Below are 17,518 nucleotides of genomic sequence, written 5' to 3' on the forward strand. Positions count from 1 at the left end.
AGGAATGGCTATAAAGAAAAGACCATGCCGCGCAAGGCGTTGCCGGGGCCCCCTGAAGGGCGTCCGGGAGGCCGCCGCCGGTAGCAAAGGCGAATGGAATAGTGTATGTGGGCTCCACCCAGGGATCAGGCGCAGCCCCTGCCCGGCAGGAACGCCGTCGTCCCTTCACCTTTACCTGAGGAGATACGCTTGGACCGAAGTACGGACAAAAGTTTGTGGGATCGGGTTTGCAGCCTGTTCGGAGGCCGCTCTGGGGACTCAATCGAGCAGGCCGTCATGGAAGCCCGCGACGAAGGGGAACTGGATCTCGCCGAAGGCTCCATGATCCTGAGCATCCTGCGCCTTGACGACGTGCAGGTGCAGGACATCATGACCCCGCGGACTGATTTCGACTGTATGCCTACGGGCGCACCCGTGAGCGAGGTGGCGCAGTGCATTTTGGAAACCGGACATTCCAGACTGCCCATCTACAAGGATACGCGCGACAACATCATCGGGATCGCCTATGCCAAGGATCTCATCAGCCTCCTCATTGATCCGGCCAAGCACCATACTCCGGTGGACGAAATCATGCGTTCGCCCTTTTTTGTACCCGAAACCAAGATCGTGAGCGAGCTGCTTCAGGAATTCCGGTCCCGCAAGAACCATATCGCCATCGCCGTGGACGAATATGGCGGGACGTCCGGCCTTGCCACCATCGAGGACATCCTTGAGGAGATCGTGGGCGACATTGAGGATGAGCACGATGCGCCCAAGGAAGAGGATATCCATCCGCTTGGGGATTCGCGTTATGCGCTGTCCGGCCGCGCCTACCTTGAGGATCTGGAAGAACTCGGCATCAAGCTGGAAGCTGACGAGGTGGATACCATCGGCGGCTACCTGTGCCTTGAAGCCGGGCATGTTCCTGAAAAGGGAGAAATTTTTGAGTGCGGCGGCTGGCGGTTCATCGTGGACGAAGCCGACGCCAAACAAATCCGCCGTGTGATCGTGGAACCCGCCACGCAGGAAGAGGACGGCGCCGAATAGACGGGGGCTCCCCTTTGCGGGGAGCTTTCCGGCGTACGTCTCCCGCCCGGACATCACGGTAGGATGGCTCCCCCTTGCAGGGGGCTTTCGCCTTTCCACCGTCCACGAAAGAGCTTATAGAAGATTCCCCCCCTTTGTGGGGGGCTTCCAACGCAAGAAAAGGCCGGAATCCAATGCTGGGGTTCCGGCCTTTCCCTTTTCATTTGCGGACGGTTACCAGCGTCCTCTGCCCGGTGTGGAGGTAGGCGCCGGGCAGTCATGAAATCGTTTTTCTCCAAAAATTTTAAAACGGCCCATTGGAAATGGCGCCCCGCCGCCTCTCTTCAACAAAAAAGCGAGATTGTGTCGTCAACTAGATATAATCTATTGAAACTATGAAATTATTTTTCAAAGCTATAAAATATTATTTTAGTGATTTCAAATAGTTATATGTAAAATAACAACACAACCTAGGCCTTTCATAGAAAATGGTTGATGCCTTTTTCCTTGAAGTTCCAAAGGGCTAACCGATGAATGCCTTAGCCCTGTATTCCGCCAAGAGGAAAATTGGAGAAAAAGGCTGTGTTTTCATTGTACTGTGAAAATAAAGCAACCACATACTTTAATCTATGACAGAGCCAAAAACTATAACGGAAGCAGGGAACGGCTTATTTTTTGTCTGCGGCGCAACAAGCGATTGCTGTTTTCTTTTCTGACTCCCTGGGTCGTGTCGTTGTTTAAAATATAACTACATAAAATTATTGAAATAATTTTTTGCAATTTAAAAAATAATTTAATGATTTCAATATATTAATCGACGACATGGCCTAAAGAAAGAAGCAACACAATTCTTCAGTTATGAAACCCGCCAACGGGAAAATGAAGAAATGCCTATCTGCTTCACCCTACTACGGAAACAAAACAGCCACAGATGATGGCCTTCCCTTTCCATACGGCGGGACTCCTGCCGCGCAGCCTCCCCACCAGTCAAAGTTTTTGCGGGAGGGGGTTCGGGGGAGGGGGCTTTTTTCAAAAAGCGCCCTCCCCCGATATCTTCACTTCAATCCTAATCAGAACGCGATTTCGTACAGATGCTGAACGGCGGCGTCGGTCATCTTGCGCGGGTTGGTGAGGCCACAGGCGTCCTTCTGGGCATTGGCGACCATCGTCGGGATGTCGTCGCGGCTGACTTCCTTGCCGTACCGCTTGGCAAGCGCGGTGATGCTGGACGGGATGCCCACATCCTGCGACAGGCGGCGGATGGCGGAAATGGCCAGTTCGGCGGCGTCGCGCTTGGAGAGGCCGTCTACGTGCTCATCCATCATGCGGGCGATATTGATGAATTTGTCAAGATGGGCGAGCAGGTTGTACTCTTCCACGATGGGCAGGAGGATGGCGTTGCACTCGCCGTGGGGCAGGTTGTAGAAGCCGCCAAGCTGGTGGGCCATGGCGTGGACGTGCCCAAGGCTGGCGTTGTTGAAGGCCATGCCGGCAAGGTACTGGGCGTAGCACATGCCTTCGCGGGCATGGATGTCATTGCCGTTGGCGACGGCGCGGCGCAGGTTTTCGGAAACCAGCTTGATGGCCTTTTCGGCACAGGCGTCGGTCAGCGGGGTAGCGCCGGTGGAGACGTAGGCCTCGACCGCATGGGTAAGCGCGTCCATGCCGGTGGCGGCGGTCAGGGCCGGGGGCATGCCGACCATCAGGATGGGGTCGTTGATGGCGACGCTCGGCGTGATGCGCCAGTCGACGATGGCCATTTTCACTTTGCGGACGCTGTCGGTGATAATACAGAACCGGGTGATTTCGGAGGCGGTGCCCGCAGTGGTGTTTACGGCAAGGTAGGGGGGCATGGCCTTGGTGGACTTGTCCACGCCTTCGTAGTCGTGGATTTTGCCGCCGTTGGAAACGACGAGGCCGATGCCCTTGCAACAGTCATGGGAGGAGCCGCCGCCGATGGAGATAAGGCTGTCGCACTCTTCTTTGCGGTACAGTTCGGCGCCGGCTTCGACATTGATGTCGGTGGGGTTCGGAACCGTCTCATCATAGATGGCGTATTCCATCGCCGCTTCGTCGAGGATATCCGTAATTTGTTTCAGAATGCCGGTGTGGACGATACCTTTGTCCGTGACAAGCAGCGGCTTCGTGGCGTTCAGATAAACGATACGTTCAGGGATAGCTTTTGCAGCGCCTACACCAATAAGCGTAACGTTAGGAATAAAGAAGCCGTCAACTTTTTCAACAATAGCCATTGTGGTATCCTCCACTGTTTATAGATGGACATAAACAAGGCAAGAAGAAAAGCGGGACCAAAGAAAGTATAGAAACCTTCTTCTCTCTTTTGGGTCAGCGTATGATGTTTCAAAAAACAGGTCAATAGGCTTTTATAAAATACACGGCATGTGAAAAAAGATTTTTTTATCTATAAAAATTGTTTTTTGCCGTAAGAGATAAAATATTTTTTCACATAGAAATAGATTGTGCATTCATTCAATTCGTTGATTGAACAAACATGCTCGGAAATGCTTCATGATTGGCAATGAATAAAACGCATTGCTCAAATAAATAGTAATGATGTTTTTTTCTTCGGAGAAAGGGAAGCCGCAGGAGGGGCCGGGAAGGGCCCCGCGATTTGCAAATGGGCTTGACAACAAAAAATATCCGTTGTAGGAGTGACTCCTTTCGGAACATTTACCCACTCCTATGGAGGAAAACAGATGCCAACTATCAACCAGCTTATCCGCGTCGCGCGGAAGAAGGTTGTGAAGCACAAAAAGACCCCGGCCCTGCAGGCTTGCCCCCAGCGCCGCGGCGTGTGCACCCGCGTGTACACGACGACCCCGAGGAAGCCGAACTCGGCTCTGCGTAAGGTCGCCCGTGTGCGCCTCACCAACGGCCTCGAAGTCACCGCGTACATCCCCGGTGAAGGCCACAACCTTCAGGAACACTCCGTCGTCATGATTCGCGGCGGCCGTGTGAAAGACCTTCCCGGTGTCCGTTACCACATCGTCCGTGGTACTCTGGATACCTCCGGCGTGCAGGATCGCCGCCAGCGCCGTTCCAAGTACGGTGCCAAGCGTCCGAAGTCCTAAGCCGCAAAGCTTTTCCGGCAAGAGGCCTGACGGCGTTGCGCCGTCCTTGCGGATTTTCGCATCACAGTGTCATGCCACGGGTGCGCGTCCATGCCCCCCCGCAACGGGAGGGGCGCAGTGGGAACACACCAAGGCAGCCCGAACGGTTCGCCGCATCGGGAAACCGCATAGCACTGCAACCCCCTGACGTAACGCGCCCGCGTTACCCGGAGAATTTTCATGCCCCGTAAAGGTCCCATCCCCAGAAGGGAAGTTCTGCCTGATCCGATTTATGGCAGCCGCTTGGCCGCCCGTTTCGTGAACCGTCTCATGTACGACGGCAAGAAGGGCGCCGCCGAAAAGATTTTCTATGGCGCCCTTGAAGTCCTCGCCGAAAAGACCGGCGAAGAAGCGCTGCGCGCCTTCGAAAAGGCTCTCGAAAACGTGAAGCCCCATCTCGAAGTCAAGGCCCGCCGCGTGGGCGGCGCCACCTATCAGGTGCCTATGGAAGTGCGCCCTGACCGCCAAGTCTCCCTTTCCATCCGTTGGCTGATCACCTACGCCCGTTCCCGCGGTGAAAAGGGCATGTCCAACAAGCTCGCCGCCGAGCTTCTGGATGCCTTCAACAGCCGCGGCGGGGCCGTGAAGAAAAAGGAAGACACCCATCGCATGGCCGAAGCCAACAAGGCTTTCGCGCATTACCGCTGGTAGTCGGGGAGAAACATGGCTCGTTTAGCACCTATCGAAAAAATGCGGAATATCGGCATCATGGCCCACATCGATGCCGGTAAGACCACGACGACCGAACGCATCCTGTACTACACCGGCGAAAACCATAAAATCGGCGAAACCCACGAGGGCGGCGCCACGATGGACTGGATGGAACAGGAGCAGGAACGCGGCATCACCATCACTTCCGCCGCGACGACTTGTTTCTGGCTTGAACACCAGATCAACATCATCGACACCCCCGGCCACGTCGACTTCACCATCGAAGTGGAACGCTCCCTGCGCGTGCTTGATGGTGCCGTGGCCGTATTCGACGCCGTCGCCGGCGTGGAGCCCCAGTCTGAAACCGTGTGGCGCCAGGCCAACCGCTACGGTGTGCCCCGTATCTGCTTCATCAACAAGATGGACCGCATCGGCGCCAACTTCTTCCGCAGCGTGGACATGATCCGCGACCGCCTGAAAGCAAAGCCCGTCTGCCTCCAGATTCCGATCGGGGCTGAAGACAAGTTCGAGGGCGTCGTTGACCTCATTAACGGCCGCGCCGTCCGCTTTGACAAAGAATCCAAGGGCCTCCAGATCATCTACGGTGAAATCCCTGAGGATCTCAAGGATCTGTACGAAGAAAAGCGCCTTGAGCTGCTGGACTCCGTGGCGGAAGAAGATGAAGAATTGATGGAAAAGTACCTCGAAGGCCATGAACTGACCGTTGAGGAAATCAATTCCTGCATCCGTAAGGGCACCATCCGCCAGAGCATCGTGCCCGTCCTGTGCGGCACCGCGTTCCGCAACATTGGTGTGCAGCCTCTGCTCGACGCGGTTGTGAACTACCTGCCTTCTCCCCTCGACATTGCGCAGATGGTGGGCCACAACCCCGAAAACCCGGAAGAAGAGATCGTCTGCTCCAGCTCGGACAAGGAACCGCTCGCCGGTCTCGTGTTCAAGCTGGCCTCCGACCCCTTTGTGGGCCATCTGGCGTTCTTCCGCATCTATTCGGGCGTGATCGAAGCCGGTACGACGCTGTACAACGCCAACAACGGCAAGAAGGAACGCCTTGGCCGCCTGCTCCGCATGCACGCCAACAAGCGTGAGGACATCAAGTCCGCCGGCGCCGGCGACATCGTGGCTCTCGTGGGCATGAAGCTTGCCTCCACCGGCGACACGATCTGCGACGAAAAGCGTCCCGTGGTGCTCGAATCCCTCGATATTCCGGAACCGGTTATCGAAGTGGCCATCGAACCCAAGACGAAGACCGACCGTGACGCCCTCTCCGCCGCGCTCAACAAGCTGGCGAAGGAAGACCCGTCCTTCCGCGTGAAGGGCAACGAAGAAACCGGCCAGACCCTCATCGCGGGCATGGGCGAACTGCATCTGGACATCATCGTTGACCGTCTGGTCCGCGAATTCAACGTGAACGCCAACGTCGGCAAGCCTCAGGTTGCCTACCGCGAAACGATCACGAAGCCCAGCAAGTCCGACCTGAAGTACGCCAAGCAGTCCGGCGGCCGCGGCCAGTACGGTCACTGCGTGATCGAAGTCGAACCCAACCCGGAAAAGGGTTACGAGTTCGTCAACGCGATCACCGGCGGCGTGATTCCGAAGGAATACATTCCTTCCATCGACAAGGGTATTCAGGACGCCCTGAAGTCCGGTGTGCTCGCCGGCTTCCCGGTTGTGGACGTGAAGGTCACTTTGGTCTTCGGTTCCTACCACGAAGTCGACTCCTCCGAACAGGCCTTCTATGTGGCCGGTTCGATGGCCATCAAGGACGCCATGCAGAAGGCGACCCCCGCTCTCCTCGAACCCTATATGGACGTGGAAGTGGTGACCCCCGACGATTACCTTGGCGACGTGATGGGCGACCTCAACGGACGCCGTGGCCGCGTGCAGTCTATGGAAGCCCGCGCCGGTGCTCAGGTTGTCCGCGCTCAGGTTCCGCTGTCCGAAATGTTCGGCTATGCCACGGATCTGCGTTCCCGTACGCAGGGCCGCGCGACCTTCACGATGCAGTTCCACCACTATGAAAAGGTGCCTGCGGCTATCGCTGAAGAAGTCAGCAAGAAGGCTGCGAACTAAACCCTATATGATTAGATGCGCCTCCGGCGGCAAGGGGGGCATGATGCCCCCCTTGACCCCCTCGGCGCGGTCTTTGAAAACAAACACCCCGGACGGTTTCCGTCCGGGGTGTTTGTTTTCAAAGACCGCTTTTCACTCGACGGCCGTTCCTTTTTTGCGGCAACAGGGCACTTGTTTTTTGCCCGTCATCGTCTTTTTTGGGGGGCTGTCATGGGATATGGTTGCCTCATCTCCACAGGATAATGAAAAATACGGCCTTTTCTCCGGTTTTCTCATTGGCGGAATCCATGACTATGGCATTTTATTGGCTATTCCCTTGGAACTTCAGGGAAAAAAGCATTAGCCATTTTCTATGGCACAGTCTGATAATATATTTGGCTGTGTTTAAGTTTACGATTGCTGATTTTTTCAATGAAAATCATGAATAGATAAAAGCTCGTTTCACGTCTAGTGATGTGGGCCTCTCTCATTTTTTGTTCATTACATGAAATCCAGTTTTGAAGAATTGTTGCGAGACCTCCAGATAATCTCCAAAGAGCTCTTCCTTTCCAGTTGGAATCTTGTATCAACCACAAACTTAAACACAGCCATATATTTTATTCTATTAAGAGAGATACTATCTTGTTTTATGGCAGAGCCTTCTTTTTCCCATGACAGAAACGGTTGAATGGAATTCCATCCAACCGTTTTTTGTTCGGCAGTTTTTGTTGTCTCTCACCGGGAAGGGTGTTCAATAGGGATTCAGTCAATGCGAAAGTTTTTGGAAAGGGAGGGCTGAAGAGATAGGGAGGAAATGCAGCGGTGTTTCCATTCCCTAGGGCCTGTTCACGCAAACAGAGAATAAACATTATCTTTACAAATGGTTATCCTCATTTTGAGTGATGCTGCGTTTTCTTCAACCCCCTTTAATCATGGGAAAATGCAGCATAGTATGAACACACCCTATGCAAGGTTCCCTTCCCTTATCAGCTTCCGATGGCTCTGTTAGAGTACATGGTTGTTTTGTTTTAGCAATATACTGAAAATATATGTTTTTTCTCAAAATTTTCCGCTGGTGGACTCTGTGATTGGGGATTTTATTGATTATTCTCTCAGAATTTCAAGGAAATAAAGCATCAACCGTTTTCTATGACACAGCCTTTCCGATTTATGCTCTGTCTTCTAGGACGTGTCGTCAATTAGATACAATCTGTTGAAATTATTTAACTATCTTTTAAGGGTTGTAAAGGTTATTTCAATATTTTCAAATAATTACATGCAAAATGACGAAACGGCCTAGCGTCTTTTCTTGCGGATAGCGTTTTTTTCCGGCGTGGAGGGCTGGGATGTAATTTGGGGATTGTCTTCGGGCTCAGGAGGGAGCGGCGGAGGGTTGGGGGTGCCGAGATGCTTGAGGAAGAAGGCGATGGATTCAGCGGCCATTTTTTCCTGTACGGCTTTCCGGCGTGAAGGGGCGACGGCAAGGCACATTTCAGGAAGTGTCTGATTCAGGTTCTCGCCGCAGGACGACATCAGGGTGGCGGTGTCGGCATCGGGCAATATGCCAAGCTGTGGGGGCTGGGGCATAGCACTCAGGAGGCGTTCCGCGTGCTGAAGGGTATAGAGGGGCGTCTTCTCGGCACGGAGCAGCAGGACAGGAATACGGATGCGGGATAGGCTGGCGGGGGTGAACATCATGGCATAGGAAGGGGAAACGGCTGCTGCGGCGCGGACACGCCTGTCGCGGTAGGGCGCGGAAAGGTTGGGCGTGGTGGAAAAAGCCCCCATGCGCTGCCGTGCCCACGGCGTGCAGTATGGATCGGCGTTTTCTTCCTTTCCTGCGCAGTAGATGGGCCATCCTGCCGCGTCCAGCCGTGCTCCGGCGATGAGCATGGCTGCCGTGCCACCGGGGCCGACGCCGAGGACGCCGATGCGGTCAGGATCGATGAGCGGCTCCGTTTCGGGATTGGCCAGGGCAATGTCCAGTGCCTGTGTGAGCTGTTTGGCCCGGCCTGCCACCTGCGCGGGCATAAAAAGGGTACCCATCTCATCCACGTTGTCGCCGGGATGCGTGAAGGCCATGACGACAAAACCGTTGCGGGCAAGCTGCGATGCCAGTTCATGCAGGGAAAAGCGTGAGCCCGCGCTGTCATGGGAGAGCAGGATGAGCGGGTGTTTTCCTTCCACTGGGGCTCTGCCGCGTGCGGCGGAAAAGCTCCAGTCGCCGTAATTGACCTGAAAGGGGGTGGAACGGCTGGGATACCAGACGGCGAAGTCCAAGCGTATGTTTTGGGCCGGCTCCCAGATGCCGAGGGTTTTAAAGCCCGGTTGCAGGGGCGCTGCATACGCCGGGCAAACTAGTGTGAGGAACGTGAGCAGGAAAAAGAGAAAACGGCGCGTCACGATGGCTCCGGTATCTGCTGAGGAAAGGGAATATGGTTCCCTTTGAGGTTTGTTGGGAAGGGCGGGGAGAAGTTCCCCGCTGCGTGTCGGCACCCTACCGTGAATGAAGGGAAAAGGGAATTGCGGAAAAGGCGGCAGGGGGAACGGCGGCTCGGCTTTTCATCAGTGAGGGTCGGTCCCGTCCAGAGTATTCCATCTTTACTCTGTACGTTGCTTCAAACGGTAATCCGCCTTAGGGAACGCTGGAAACAGGGATTCGATAAACACAAAAGTCTTTGAAGTGGAGGGGGTGGGGTTTGGGGAGGGGGAGGAGAAACTTTCTTCAGAAAGTTTCTCCTCCCCCTCCCCAATTCCCTATTTCCTTTCCAATGCCCCCGCCTTTTCCAGATAGCGGCGGAACAGGCGCACGGAGGGGCGCGAACAGGCGTCGAAGTCGGCGGTCAGTTCGAGGCCCGGAACGATGGCCCGAACCACCGGAAGTTCCAGATCCTCACGCGTCAGCTCCACATAAACGGGGGCGTGCCCATGAGAGAGGAGCACTTCCTCCAGCAGCCGGAGGTTGTCGGCGGGCGAGCCGAGCCGGTAATCGGGCAGATCGGAAAGGCGGCGCTGTGCGAGGCCGGCCGGAACCGGCGCGGAAGCCGGGCCGTTGGGATACGGATAGGGGGTTTCGGTCAGCGCCGAGAGCAGGGCCCCGGCCCCGGAAAGCCCCGCCCCCGCTCCGCGAACCACGGAACCGTCGCCGCAGGTTACGAAGCTCTGGTAGCAGGGGACGCCGAATTCCGTGGTCATGTCCCGGAACCAGACATGGATGCCCCGCCGGGCGTAATCCGCGAGGAGCAGTGCCAACGGGTGCTCGATGTCCGCGTGCAGCTCGAAGCACTGGCCGCGCCGCCACGGTACGGTAGCCTCGGCGTCGCGTTCCAGTATTTCGGTAAGCGCGCCGGCCTTGGCTTCATCGAGGGTGTTGCCCGAAGCCATGCCCGTGGAGCCGGGGGACAGGAAAAGGGCGGGTTCGTCGAGATTGCAGAACAGCCCCACGGCCTGTACCGGGACAAGTACCGTACTGCCCGAAACGCCGCGGCCTTCCATCCAGTAAAGGGGCTGATCGTCGTACTCGGCGTCGATGGGCAGGCTGCGCGGATCGACGGCGGCCCGGCCTTGTGCCAGCAGCTCCGCATGGCTGGCCCGGACAATCGGCGTGGGGTGGAGGCGATCGGTGATGGCGTCCCCATCCACGGACAGATAGGCCGAAGCGCGTTCGACCATCTCCATTGAGTAGGACGCACGGGCCGCGGCGATGGACAGGCCGCGCCCCCATGTGGTGGCTTCCCCCTGTAGGGTGTAGTCGAGTTTGCCGCTGCGCACGGCGATGTCCACGTTCCAGTTCCGCAGCAGCCCCACGGGGGCAAGCGAGGATTCGTGCCGCATTTCCGTCCCGGCGATCACGCCGCAGGCAGCCAGCGAAGCCAGAGCTTCCGCCGCCGTATGCTGGGCCGGGGGGCGTGACCAGATGGGCTGTCCGGGTACGGCCCGTTCAGCGTAAACCTCCGCTGCCGTGCGTCCGTGTTTGGGCGGTTCCGCATTCCGCACATACGCGGGCAGGGGAAGCTCGTTGTCGTCGGGATGCGGCAGGGGATGGTGCCGGGAAAGGTTTTCTTCAAACAGGGCATTCCATGCGGCAAGGTTCGCTTGTTCCTCTTGCCCTTCCTTCGTGAGGGATTTGCGGGCGAAGCCGAGGTACGGCAGGGGGGTGGCCCCTTCCAGCCGTTCAAGCTCCCCGGCGGAGACGCCGCTCAATAGTTCGGCGTGCCCGGCGTTCAGGAATGCCGCTTCGTAGAGCAAGGCCATGAGCACCGGACGGGAAGGCGTGCGCAGTGCGGCGGCTTCGTCCGGGGGCAGGGCCGCTATGCGGCGTAGCAGATGGCGGTGCAGAAATTCGTCGAGGGGGGCGGCCTCAAGGCGGGCGAGCGCATCCTCAAAGCTGAGATCTTCCGGCGGCTCGCAGGAAAAGTATCCGGTCATGGACTCGGTGGAGGCGTGGGCATAGCGATAGGGGAGGGTGGTCGTGGGCATGGCTGTCCTCGGAAAAAGTGGAATCGGCTTGCGTTACGTTGCCCAAAACGGCGGGAAAAGGCAAACGTGCCTTTGGTGCGGGGCAGGCGGGGCACCGTGCCGTTTCGCATGGCGTTAAGCCCGCCTGATAAAAATCGGGCTGTGTGATTTCCCCGTTTCGTGTGGCGTGCGGCCTTTAAGCCGCTTTGCAAACCGGAGGCGTCCCCCACATCCCGTTTCGCATGGCGCGGCTTTTAAGGGGTGGAGTTGTCGCCGGAACACATGGACGGGGCTTGACATTTCCGCTGATATGGATAAAAGAGTTCGTTTCTTACGTAAAAAATCGCGCTCCGGCGCGCAGGAGGTTATCATGAGCGACGCAAAAACCCTCGTGGGTGCCGTCAAGACTGAGCAGGGCGTTGAAGTGAAGGGTATGCTGATGCAGCCCGTCATTGAAAAGTGTGAAGGCTGTGATCGCGTTCGCACGTTTGAAGAGCAGCAGTTCTGCGGCAGCTACCCGAACCCCGCCAAGAAGTGGTTCGACGGCCGCTGTAATTTCGCTACCCACATCAAGACGGAAACCAGCAAGGCCGCCAAGGTCAACCCGTTGAAGGCGTCCAAGCGTGCTGCGAAGGGCCGTTAAGCCGTTCGGAAGCGTTTTGTCCGCGGGTATGCACCGCAATTTTTCCGGGAACGCCCGTCTTTGGGAAGGGCGTTCTCCCAAGGCAGGGGGAGGCGTCGTCTTCCCCTTTCTTCTTTTCCGAAGCCGTACATGAGGAACATATGGCACGTTTTTCTCGGCTTATTGAGTCCATCGGACAGCAGCGGGACAAGGTCATCGAATACCAGACCCGCATGACGGAGCTTCCCGCCCTCGGCCCGGAGAACGGCGGCACGGGCGAAATGCCCAAAGCCCTGTATCTGGAGGGGCTGCTGCGTGAGCTCGGCGTAACGGACATCCTGCGCATTGACGCGCCCGACACGCGGGTTCCCGACGGCGTGCGCCCCAATGTGGTCGCGCGCATCCCCGGCGCGTCGCCGCGCCGCCTTTGGATTCTGGGGCATATGGACGTTGTGCCTCCGGGAGAGCTTTCCTACTGGAAGACCGATCCGTGGAAGGTTGTCGTCGACGGCGACAAGATCCGTGGGCGCGGCGTGGAGGACAACCAGCAGGCCATCATCTGCGGCCTGCTCATTGCCCAGGAACTGAAGGCGCAGGGCATCACCCCCGACCTCTCCCTTGGCCTGATTTTCGTTTCCGACGAAGAGACTTCCAGCCGTTACGGGATCCATTACATCCTCAAGACCCATGCCGACCTGTTTGGCCCCGACGATTTCGTGGTCGTGCCCGACTACGGCGTGGCGGACGGCTCCTCCATCGAAATTTCCGAGAAAGGCCAGCTTTGGATGCGCGTCGAGGTGCTTGGGCACCAGTGCCATGCGTCCCGCCCGCAGGAAGGCCGCAACTCGCTGGTCGCCGCCGCCGACATGATCCTGCACGTGCGGGATCTGGAATCCATTTATGCTCAGGTCGATCCGCTGTTCCAGCCCCCGTGCTGCACGTTCGTCCCGACGCGCCACGAAGAGAACGTCCCCAACATCAATTCCCTGCCGGGCAAGGACGTGTTCTACATCGACAGCCGCATTCTGCCGGGCATCAGCCACGACGACGTGCTCACCTCCACACGGGAGATCATGGAAGCCGTGGCGGAGCGTCATGGCGTGACCGTGGACGTCACCGCCGTGACCAATGCGCCCGCGTCGCCCGCAACCCCGCCCGACAGTGAGGTGGTGCTCCGCCTTTCCGCCGGCATCCGTGAGATCTACGGCATCGAGCCGCACTGCGACGGCAGCGGCGGCGGGACCGTGGCCGTGGGCTTCCGCGACATGGGCATCCCGGCCGCGGTCTGGGCCAGCGTCGTGCCGACCTATCATCTCGCCAACGAATACTCCCTGATTTCCCGCACCCTCGGCGACGCGCAGGTGCTCGCCCGGATGCTGTTCGATTAAGGGATGATGAAGATTTGGGAAGGGGAACCCTTCTGGAGAAGGGCTTCCCCTCCCCAAATCCCACCCCTTTCCCGCCCAAGACTTTTGTACTGGCCGATGAAGGGACGGGCGGCTTGGGAAGGCTGAACTTCCGTGTTTGTCTCCCGGCGGCTTGTTGAAAGGGGAGATTTCGGTATAGCTGGGGCTTTCCCTGCCCCTTCTCCAAAGAATACTCCTTTTGCGTCCCCTCCCCACCAGCCGAAAGTCTTGGGAAGGGTGGGGGTACGGGGGAGGGAGAACCCTTCTCCAGAAGGGTTTCCCTCCCCCGCTCTTTCCCAAGGAAAAGCTTATGTTCGATTGTATAGTCGTAGGCGCGGGGCACGCGGGCTGTGAAGCCGCCATGACGTTGGCGCGGTTCGGGCAGCGCGTGCTGCTGATCACGGGCAATGTGGATCGCATCGGGCACCTTTCGTGCAACCCCGCCATCGGGGGGCTCGCCAAGGGGCATATGGTCCGGGAAATCGACGCCCTCGGCGGCATGATGGGCCTGTGGGCCGACAGGGCGGGCATCCAGTTCCGCACGCTGAACGCCAGCAAGGGGCCCGCAGTGCGGGCGACCCGCGCGCAGATCGACCGCGACAGCTACATGGAGGCGGTGAAGGCCGCCCTGTTCGCCGAGCCGAACATCACCATCTGGCAGGATACCGTGGACGAGGTGCTGGAGCGGGGCGGGCGCGCCGCCGGTGTCCGCACCGAGCTGGGGCAGACCTTTGAGGCCCCGCACGTCATCCTGACCACGGGCACCTTCCTGTGCGGGCTCATCCATGTGGGGCTCACGCATTTCCCCGGCGGGCGCCTCGGCGATGCCGCCGCCATGAAGCTCTCGGATTCGCTGCGGAAGCACGGCCTCACGCTGGGCCGCCTCAAGACGGGGACTACCCCGCGGCTGCTCCGGTCGTCCATTGATTTTTCGCAAATGGAGGAACAGCCCGGCGACGATCCGGCTCCGGGCTTCAGCTTTTACGGGCCAAAGCCCGGACAGCCGCAGGTGTCGTGCTATGTGACGTGGACCAATGAACGGACGCACGACGCCATCCGTTCAGGTATGGATCGCTCGCCGCTGTTCACTGGCGTCATTGAAGGCACGGGCGCGCGCTACTGCCCCTCCGTGGAGGACAAGGTGGCGCGGTTTCCTGAGCGTGAGCGGCACCATGTCTTTATCGAACCGGAAGGGTTGAACGGGCAGGAGTGCTATGCCAACGGCATTTCCACCAGCCTGCCGCTGGATGTGCAGCTTGCCATGATCGCCACCATCCCCGGCCTTGAACATGCCAAGATGGTGCGCCCCGGCTACGCCATCGAATACGACTATGTGGACCCTGTGCAGCTTGAGCCCACGCTGGAGGCCAAGGCGCTGCCCGGCCTGTGGCTGGCGGGGCAGATCAACGGGACGTCCGGCTATGAGGAGGCCGCCGCCCAAGGAATGTGGGCCGCGATCAACGTGGGGTGCCGCCTGACGGGCCGCGAGCCGTTCCTGCCGGGCCGCGACGTGGCCTATATGTCCGTGCTGGTGGACGATCTCGTGACGCGGGGGACGCAGGAGCCGTACCGTATGTTCACATCGCGGGCGGAATACCGACTGCTGCTGCGCGAAGCCAATGCCGACGCGCGGCTGACCCCGCTCGGACGGGAGCTCGGATTGGTGGGCGACGAACAGTGGGCCGCCTTCCGGCGCAAGCAGGACGCATTGGGGCGGCTGCTGGACATGCTGCGTGAAGTGCGGGTTTCGCCGGACGCGGCGACAAGCGACGCTTTCCGTGAGCTGGGCGAGCCCGTGCCGAACAAGTCTCTGACGCTAGAGGAAGTGCTCCGGCGTCCGTCCATGACGCTGGGACGGCTTGAGCGCCTGCATCCCGGCGTGACGGATTTCCCCGAAGAAGTCCTTTTGGAGGCGGAGACCTCCGTGAAGTACGCGGGGTATCTGGTGCGGCAGGACGAGCTGGTCAAGCGCTCCGCACGGCTTGAGGAGGTGCGCCTCCCGGCGGATCTGGATTACCCCTCCGTTTCCGGCCTGTCCGCCGAGATCGTGGAAAAGCTCTGTGCCGTACGCCCGCGTACCCTTGGTCAGGCGGGACGTATTTCCGGGGTGACCCCGGCGGCGCTGACCTGTCTGGAAATCCATCTGAAAAAACGCTCCCTGCTCGGATAGCCATGAAGAGGCGGCCGCTTGAAGCCCTGTTCGCCGGAACCGGCGGCGCGGCCTTTCCCCGGATGACCGCGCTTGTGGGGGCCGGGGGCAAGACGACGCTCATGTACGCGCTGGCCCGGCGCATGGCCGATGCCGGGCGGCGTGTGGTCTGTACCACCACGACCAAGATTTTCCCGCCGGAAAACGGCCTTCCCGTGGTTCTCTTGGAGGGGGAGGCTGATCCCGTTGCCGCCGTCCATGATGCGCTGCGCGCCGCGCCGTGTGTTGTGGCCGCCGGGCGTCCGCTGCCGGATGTGCGGAAGCTGGACGGCGTATCCCCCCGCATGCTCGGCGTGCTGTCGGCGGCGCTGCCCGATGTCCTTTTTCTTGTGGAGGCCGACGGCGCTGCCCGTAAGCCCCTCAAGGCTCCCGCTGCGCATGAGCCCGTCCTCCCTGAGCCTTTGGATTGCTGCGTGGCTGTGGTCGGCCTGGACAGCGTGGGCCAGCCGTTGGACGACGTGCATGTGCACCGCTCCGCACTGGTTTGCGCGGCGGCGGGGCAGGAGCCGGGGAGCTTGGTGACGCCCGCGACGCTGGCCCGTCTGGTGGAGCACCCCGAAGGGCTGTTCCGCCGCTGTCCGGCGGGGTGCCGCCGTCTCGTATTCGCCAACAAGGGGGATGGGCCGGGTGCGCTCGGTGCGGCTTCCGAAGCCGCCGCCCTGTCTTGCTCCGCAGCGTGGTTTGCGGGAAGCGCGGCTCAGGGCTGGTGCGTCCCGTTGACGGCAGAGGCCCTATGGACGCTTGGCATGGAGCCCTTCCGTGATCTATCATGCTGAGATGGAAGGCAGAGTGGTAAAACAATGGTTCGGGATGGGATCGGCGTGCCGTTTTATGGCGCTCGCCGGTTTGCTTTGTCTGGCGTTGCTGCTCTCCGGCTGCGGTACGACATACATTTCCGCGCCCGACTACGGCAGGCGGTACGAAGCCTCTTCCCTCGGAGCCCGTGTCGCCCAGACCGCGCGTTCCCAGATCGGTGCGCATTACCGTCTCGGAGGCACCACGCCCAAAGGCTTCGACTGTTCCGGGCTGATTTGGTGGGCCTATCGCCAGCATGGGATCAATGTTCCCCGTGTGACCGACGCGCAGGCCAAGGCCGGGTACGGCGTGGGGCGCGGCATTGCCATGCGCCCCGGCGACATCCTTGTCTTTGATACCAGACGCGGGCGGACGGGGCTCCATACCGCATTGTACACGGGCAACGGGCGGTTCGTGCACAGCCCCACCAGCGGCAAGCGTGTCCGTGAGGACAGTTTGAGTCAGGAATATTGGAAGAAACGGCTTATCCGCGTTCGGAGGATTGTAAGGTAACAAGCCGTACCTGAAAATAGGCGGACTTTTTCAAGCAGGCCCCCTGTTTTTCCATGCCACTCCCTTCCCTGAAGGCTTTCCGGCGGATGCGGAGGCGGCGCGGGAAGCGTCAAGCCGTTCGGCACGCTGATATGGCCCGCGTTTTCAAGTGCGCCGGACTGAGGGAAACGCCAGCCCGAAACCGGGGTGCGGCATCGGGCTGGAGGTACGGACGCTGAGGAAGAGGGGAGGTTCCGGCGGGGCAGTGCCGTGAAACGTCCTCACCGGTTCAAGAGCTTCTTTATTGGTGCTGGAAGCCGCTCTCATCGAACGAAAGCGGCGCGCCGCCGTCCTCTTCGGCTTCAAGGGCGGCGACCTTGTCTTCCAGCCATTCCAGCATGGCCCGTGCCGTGTGGTAGTTCATGACCACGCGCGAATGGATATGCCGGGTGATGGTGCGCTCCTCGTCATTGTAGGGGGCGATTTCGTGGCCGAAGCTGCCGTCAGGGGCTATGATACGTTCGGAATACGGCGGCATCTTGTCGCTTTCGAGGTAGAAGCTGATTTCGATTTCGCCTTGCGGGTTGATGCCCCCCCATACGCCGTGGGTATACTGGAGGCGGGTTTCCGGGTCCTGTTCGTACTCATAGCGTATCCGGCTGGGATACTGTTGGCTCAT

At 59.2% G+C, this 17,518-nt stretch carries 14 protein-coding genes; 10 read left to right on the top strand and 4 right to left on the bottom strand.

The features are described 5' to 3' along the window. Positions 1-189 precede the first annotated feature (189 nt). Positions 190-1,026: a hemolysin family protein gene (locus AC6I1V_RS10785; protein ID WP_302551317.1), complete on the top strand. Its 837-nt coding sequence runs from the start codon at positions 190-192 to the stop codon at positions 1,024-1,026. A gap of 1,049 nt (positions 1,027-2,075) precedes the next feature. Here the strand turns inward: AC6I1V_RS10785 and AC6I1V_RS10790 are convergent. Further along, the gene (locus AC6I1V_RS10790) at positions 2,076-3,257 is read right to left on the bottom strand and encodes an iron-containing alcohol dehydrogenase (RefSeq protein ID WP_302551316.1); all 1,182 of its coding nucleotides are present in this window, start codon (positions 3,255-3,257) and stop codon (positions 2,076-2,078) included. 465 nt (positions 3,258-3,722) lie between these two features. Here AC6I1V_RS10790 and rpsL point away from each other — a divergent pair, with 465 nt between their 5' ends. The 4 genes from rpsL (at position 3,723) to AC6I1V_RS10810 (ending at position 7,221) form a co-directional block, all read left to right on the top strand. Then, the gene (gene rpsL / locus AC6I1V_RS10795) at positions 3,723-4,097 is read left to right on the top strand and encodes a 30S ribosomal protein S12 (protein WP_418717473.1); all 375 of its coding nucleotides are present in this window, start codon (positions 3,723-3,725) and stop codon (positions 4,095-4,097) included. A gap of 219 nt (positions 4,098-4,316) precedes the next feature. Next, on the top strand, positions 4,317-4,787 hold the full coding sequence (gene rpsG / locus AC6I1V_RS10800) for a 30S ribosomal protein S7 (RefSeq protein ID WP_005027858.1): 471 nt from the start codon (positions 4,317-4,319) through the stop codon (positions 4,785-4,787). 12 nt (positions 4,788-4,799) lie between these two features. Then, positions 4,800-6,878, top strand: coding sequence for an elongation factor G (gene fusA, locus AC6I1V_RS10805; RefSeq protein WP_302551315.1), 2,079 nt, complete (start codon positions 4,800-4,802; stop codon positions 6,876-6,878). Positions 6,879-6,918: 40 nt separating this feature from the next. Next, positions 6,919-7,221: a hypothetical protein gene (locus AC6I1V_RS10810; RefSeq protein WP_497736989.1), complete on the top strand. Its 303-nt coding sequence runs from the start codon at positions 6,919-6,921 to the stop codon at positions 7,219-7,221. 932 nt (positions 7,222-8,153) lie between these two features. Here AC6I1V_RS10810 and AC6I1V_RS10815 read toward each other — a convergent pair. Then, positions 8,154-9,260 (bottom strand): alpha/beta hydrolase family protein, encoded by a 1,107-nt coding sequence (locus tag AC6I1V_RS10815; RefSeq protein WP_486855074.1) that lies wholly within the window; start codon positions 9,258-9,260, stop codon positions 8,154-8,156. Between the two features lie 354 nt (positions 9,261-9,614). Then, entirely contained in the window at positions 9,615-11,336 is a 1,722-nt protein-coding gene (locus AC6I1V_RS10820) for a YcaO-like family protein (RefSeq protein ID WP_486854772.1), read from the bottom strand. A 349-nt stretch (positions 11,337-11,685) separates the two neighbouring features. On the opposite strand from AC6I1V_RS10820, the gene AC6I1V_RS10825 reads away from it, so the two are divergent. The 5 genes from AC6I1V_RS10825 to AC6I1V_RS10845 all read left to right on the top strand — a co-directional run bounded on the left by AC6I1V_RS10825 (position 11,686) and on the right by AC6I1V_RS10845 (position 16,860). Further along, positions 11,686-11,958: a PxxKW family cysteine-rich protein gene (locus AC6I1V_RS10825; protein ID WP_302551311.1), complete on the top strand. Its 273-nt coding sequence runs from the start codon at positions 11,686-11,688 to the stop codon at positions 11,956-11,958. A 140-nt stretch (positions 11,959-12,098) separates the two neighbouring features. Further along, positions 12,099-13,325, top strand: coding sequence for a M20 family metallo-hydrolase (locus AC6I1V_RS10830; RefSeq protein ID WP_486854771.1), 1,227 nt, complete (start codon positions 12,099-12,101; stop codon positions 13,323-13,325). Positions 13,326-13,653: 328 nt separating this feature from the next. Continuing rightward, positions 13,654-15,513, top strand: a complete 1,860-nt coding sequence (mnmG, locus tag AC6I1V_RS10835; RefSeq protein ID WP_308771922.1) for a tRNA uridine-5-carboxymethylaminomethyl(34) synthesis enzyme MnmG — start codon at positions 13,654-13,656, stop codon at positions 15,511-15,513. 2 nt (positions 15,514-15,515) lie between these two features. Next, positions 15,516-16,328 (top strand): selenium cofactor biosynthesis protein YqeC, encoded by an 813-nt coding sequence (yqeC, locus tag AC6I1V_RS10840; protein WP_486854770.1) that lies wholly within the window; start codon positions 15,516-15,518, stop codon positions 16,326-16,328. Further along, entirely contained in the window at positions 16,312-16,860 is a 549-nt protein-coding gene (locus tag AC6I1V_RS10845; protein ID WP_479859664.1) for a C40 family peptidase, read from the top strand. Before yqeC ends, AC6I1V_RS10845 begins: the two co-directional genes overlap by 17 nt. Positions 16,861-17,140: 280 nt before the next feature. On the opposite strand, the gene AC6I1V_RS10850 is transcribed toward AC6I1V_RS10845, so the two are convergent. Further along, complete coding sequence (locus AC6I1V_RS10850; protein ID WP_302551306.1) at positions 17,141-17,518, bottom strand: hypothetical protein; 378 nt, start codon at positions 17,516-17,518, stop codon at positions 17,141-17,143.

This window comes from Bilophila sp. T19-St14, assembly GCF_059728385.1.

Coding starts and splice junctions, on each gene's coding strand:
- AC6I1V_RS10790 (WP_302551316.1), bottom strand. CDS start 3,257: ATGGCTATTGTTGAAAAAGTTGACGGCTTCTTTATTCCTAACGTTACG.
- rpsL (WP_418717473.1), top strand. CDS start 3,723: ATGCCAACTATCAACCAGCTTATCCGCGTCGCGCGGAAGAAGGTTGTG.
- rpsG (WP_005027858.1), top strand. CDS start 4,317: ATGCCCCGTAAAGGTCCCATCCCCAGAAGGGAAGTTCTGCCTGATCCG.
- fusA (WP_302551315.1), top strand. CDS start 4,800: ATGGCTCGTTTAGCACCTATCGAAAAAATGCGGAATATCGGCATCATG.
- AC6I1V_RS10810 (WP_497736989.1), top strand. CDS start 6,919: ATGATGCCCCCCTTGACCCCCTCGGCGCGGTCTTTGAAAACAAACACC.
- AC6I1V_RS10820 (WP_486854772.1), bottom strand. CDS start 11,336: ATGCCCACGACCACCCTCCCCTATCGCTATGCCCACGCCTCCACCGAG.
- AC6I1V_RS10825 (WP_302551311.1), top strand. CDS start 11,686: ATGAGCGACGCAAAAACCCTCGTGGGTGCCGTCAAGACTGAGCAGGGC.
- AC6I1V_RS10830 (WP_486854771.1), top strand. CDS start 12,099: ATGGCACGTTTTTCTCGGCTTATTGAGTCCATCGGACAGCAGCGGGAC.
- mnmG (WP_308771922.1), top strand. CDS start 13,654: ATGTTCGATTGTATAGTCGTAGGCGCGGGGCACGCGGGCTGTGAAGCC.
- yqeC (WP_486854770.1), top strand. CDS start 15,516: ATGAAGAGGCGGCCGCTTGAAGCCCTGTTCGCCGGAACCGGCGGCGCG.
- AC6I1V_RS10850 (WP_302551306.1), bottom strand. CDS start 17,518: ATGAGCCAACAGTATCCCAGCCGGATACGCTATGAGTACGAACAGGAC.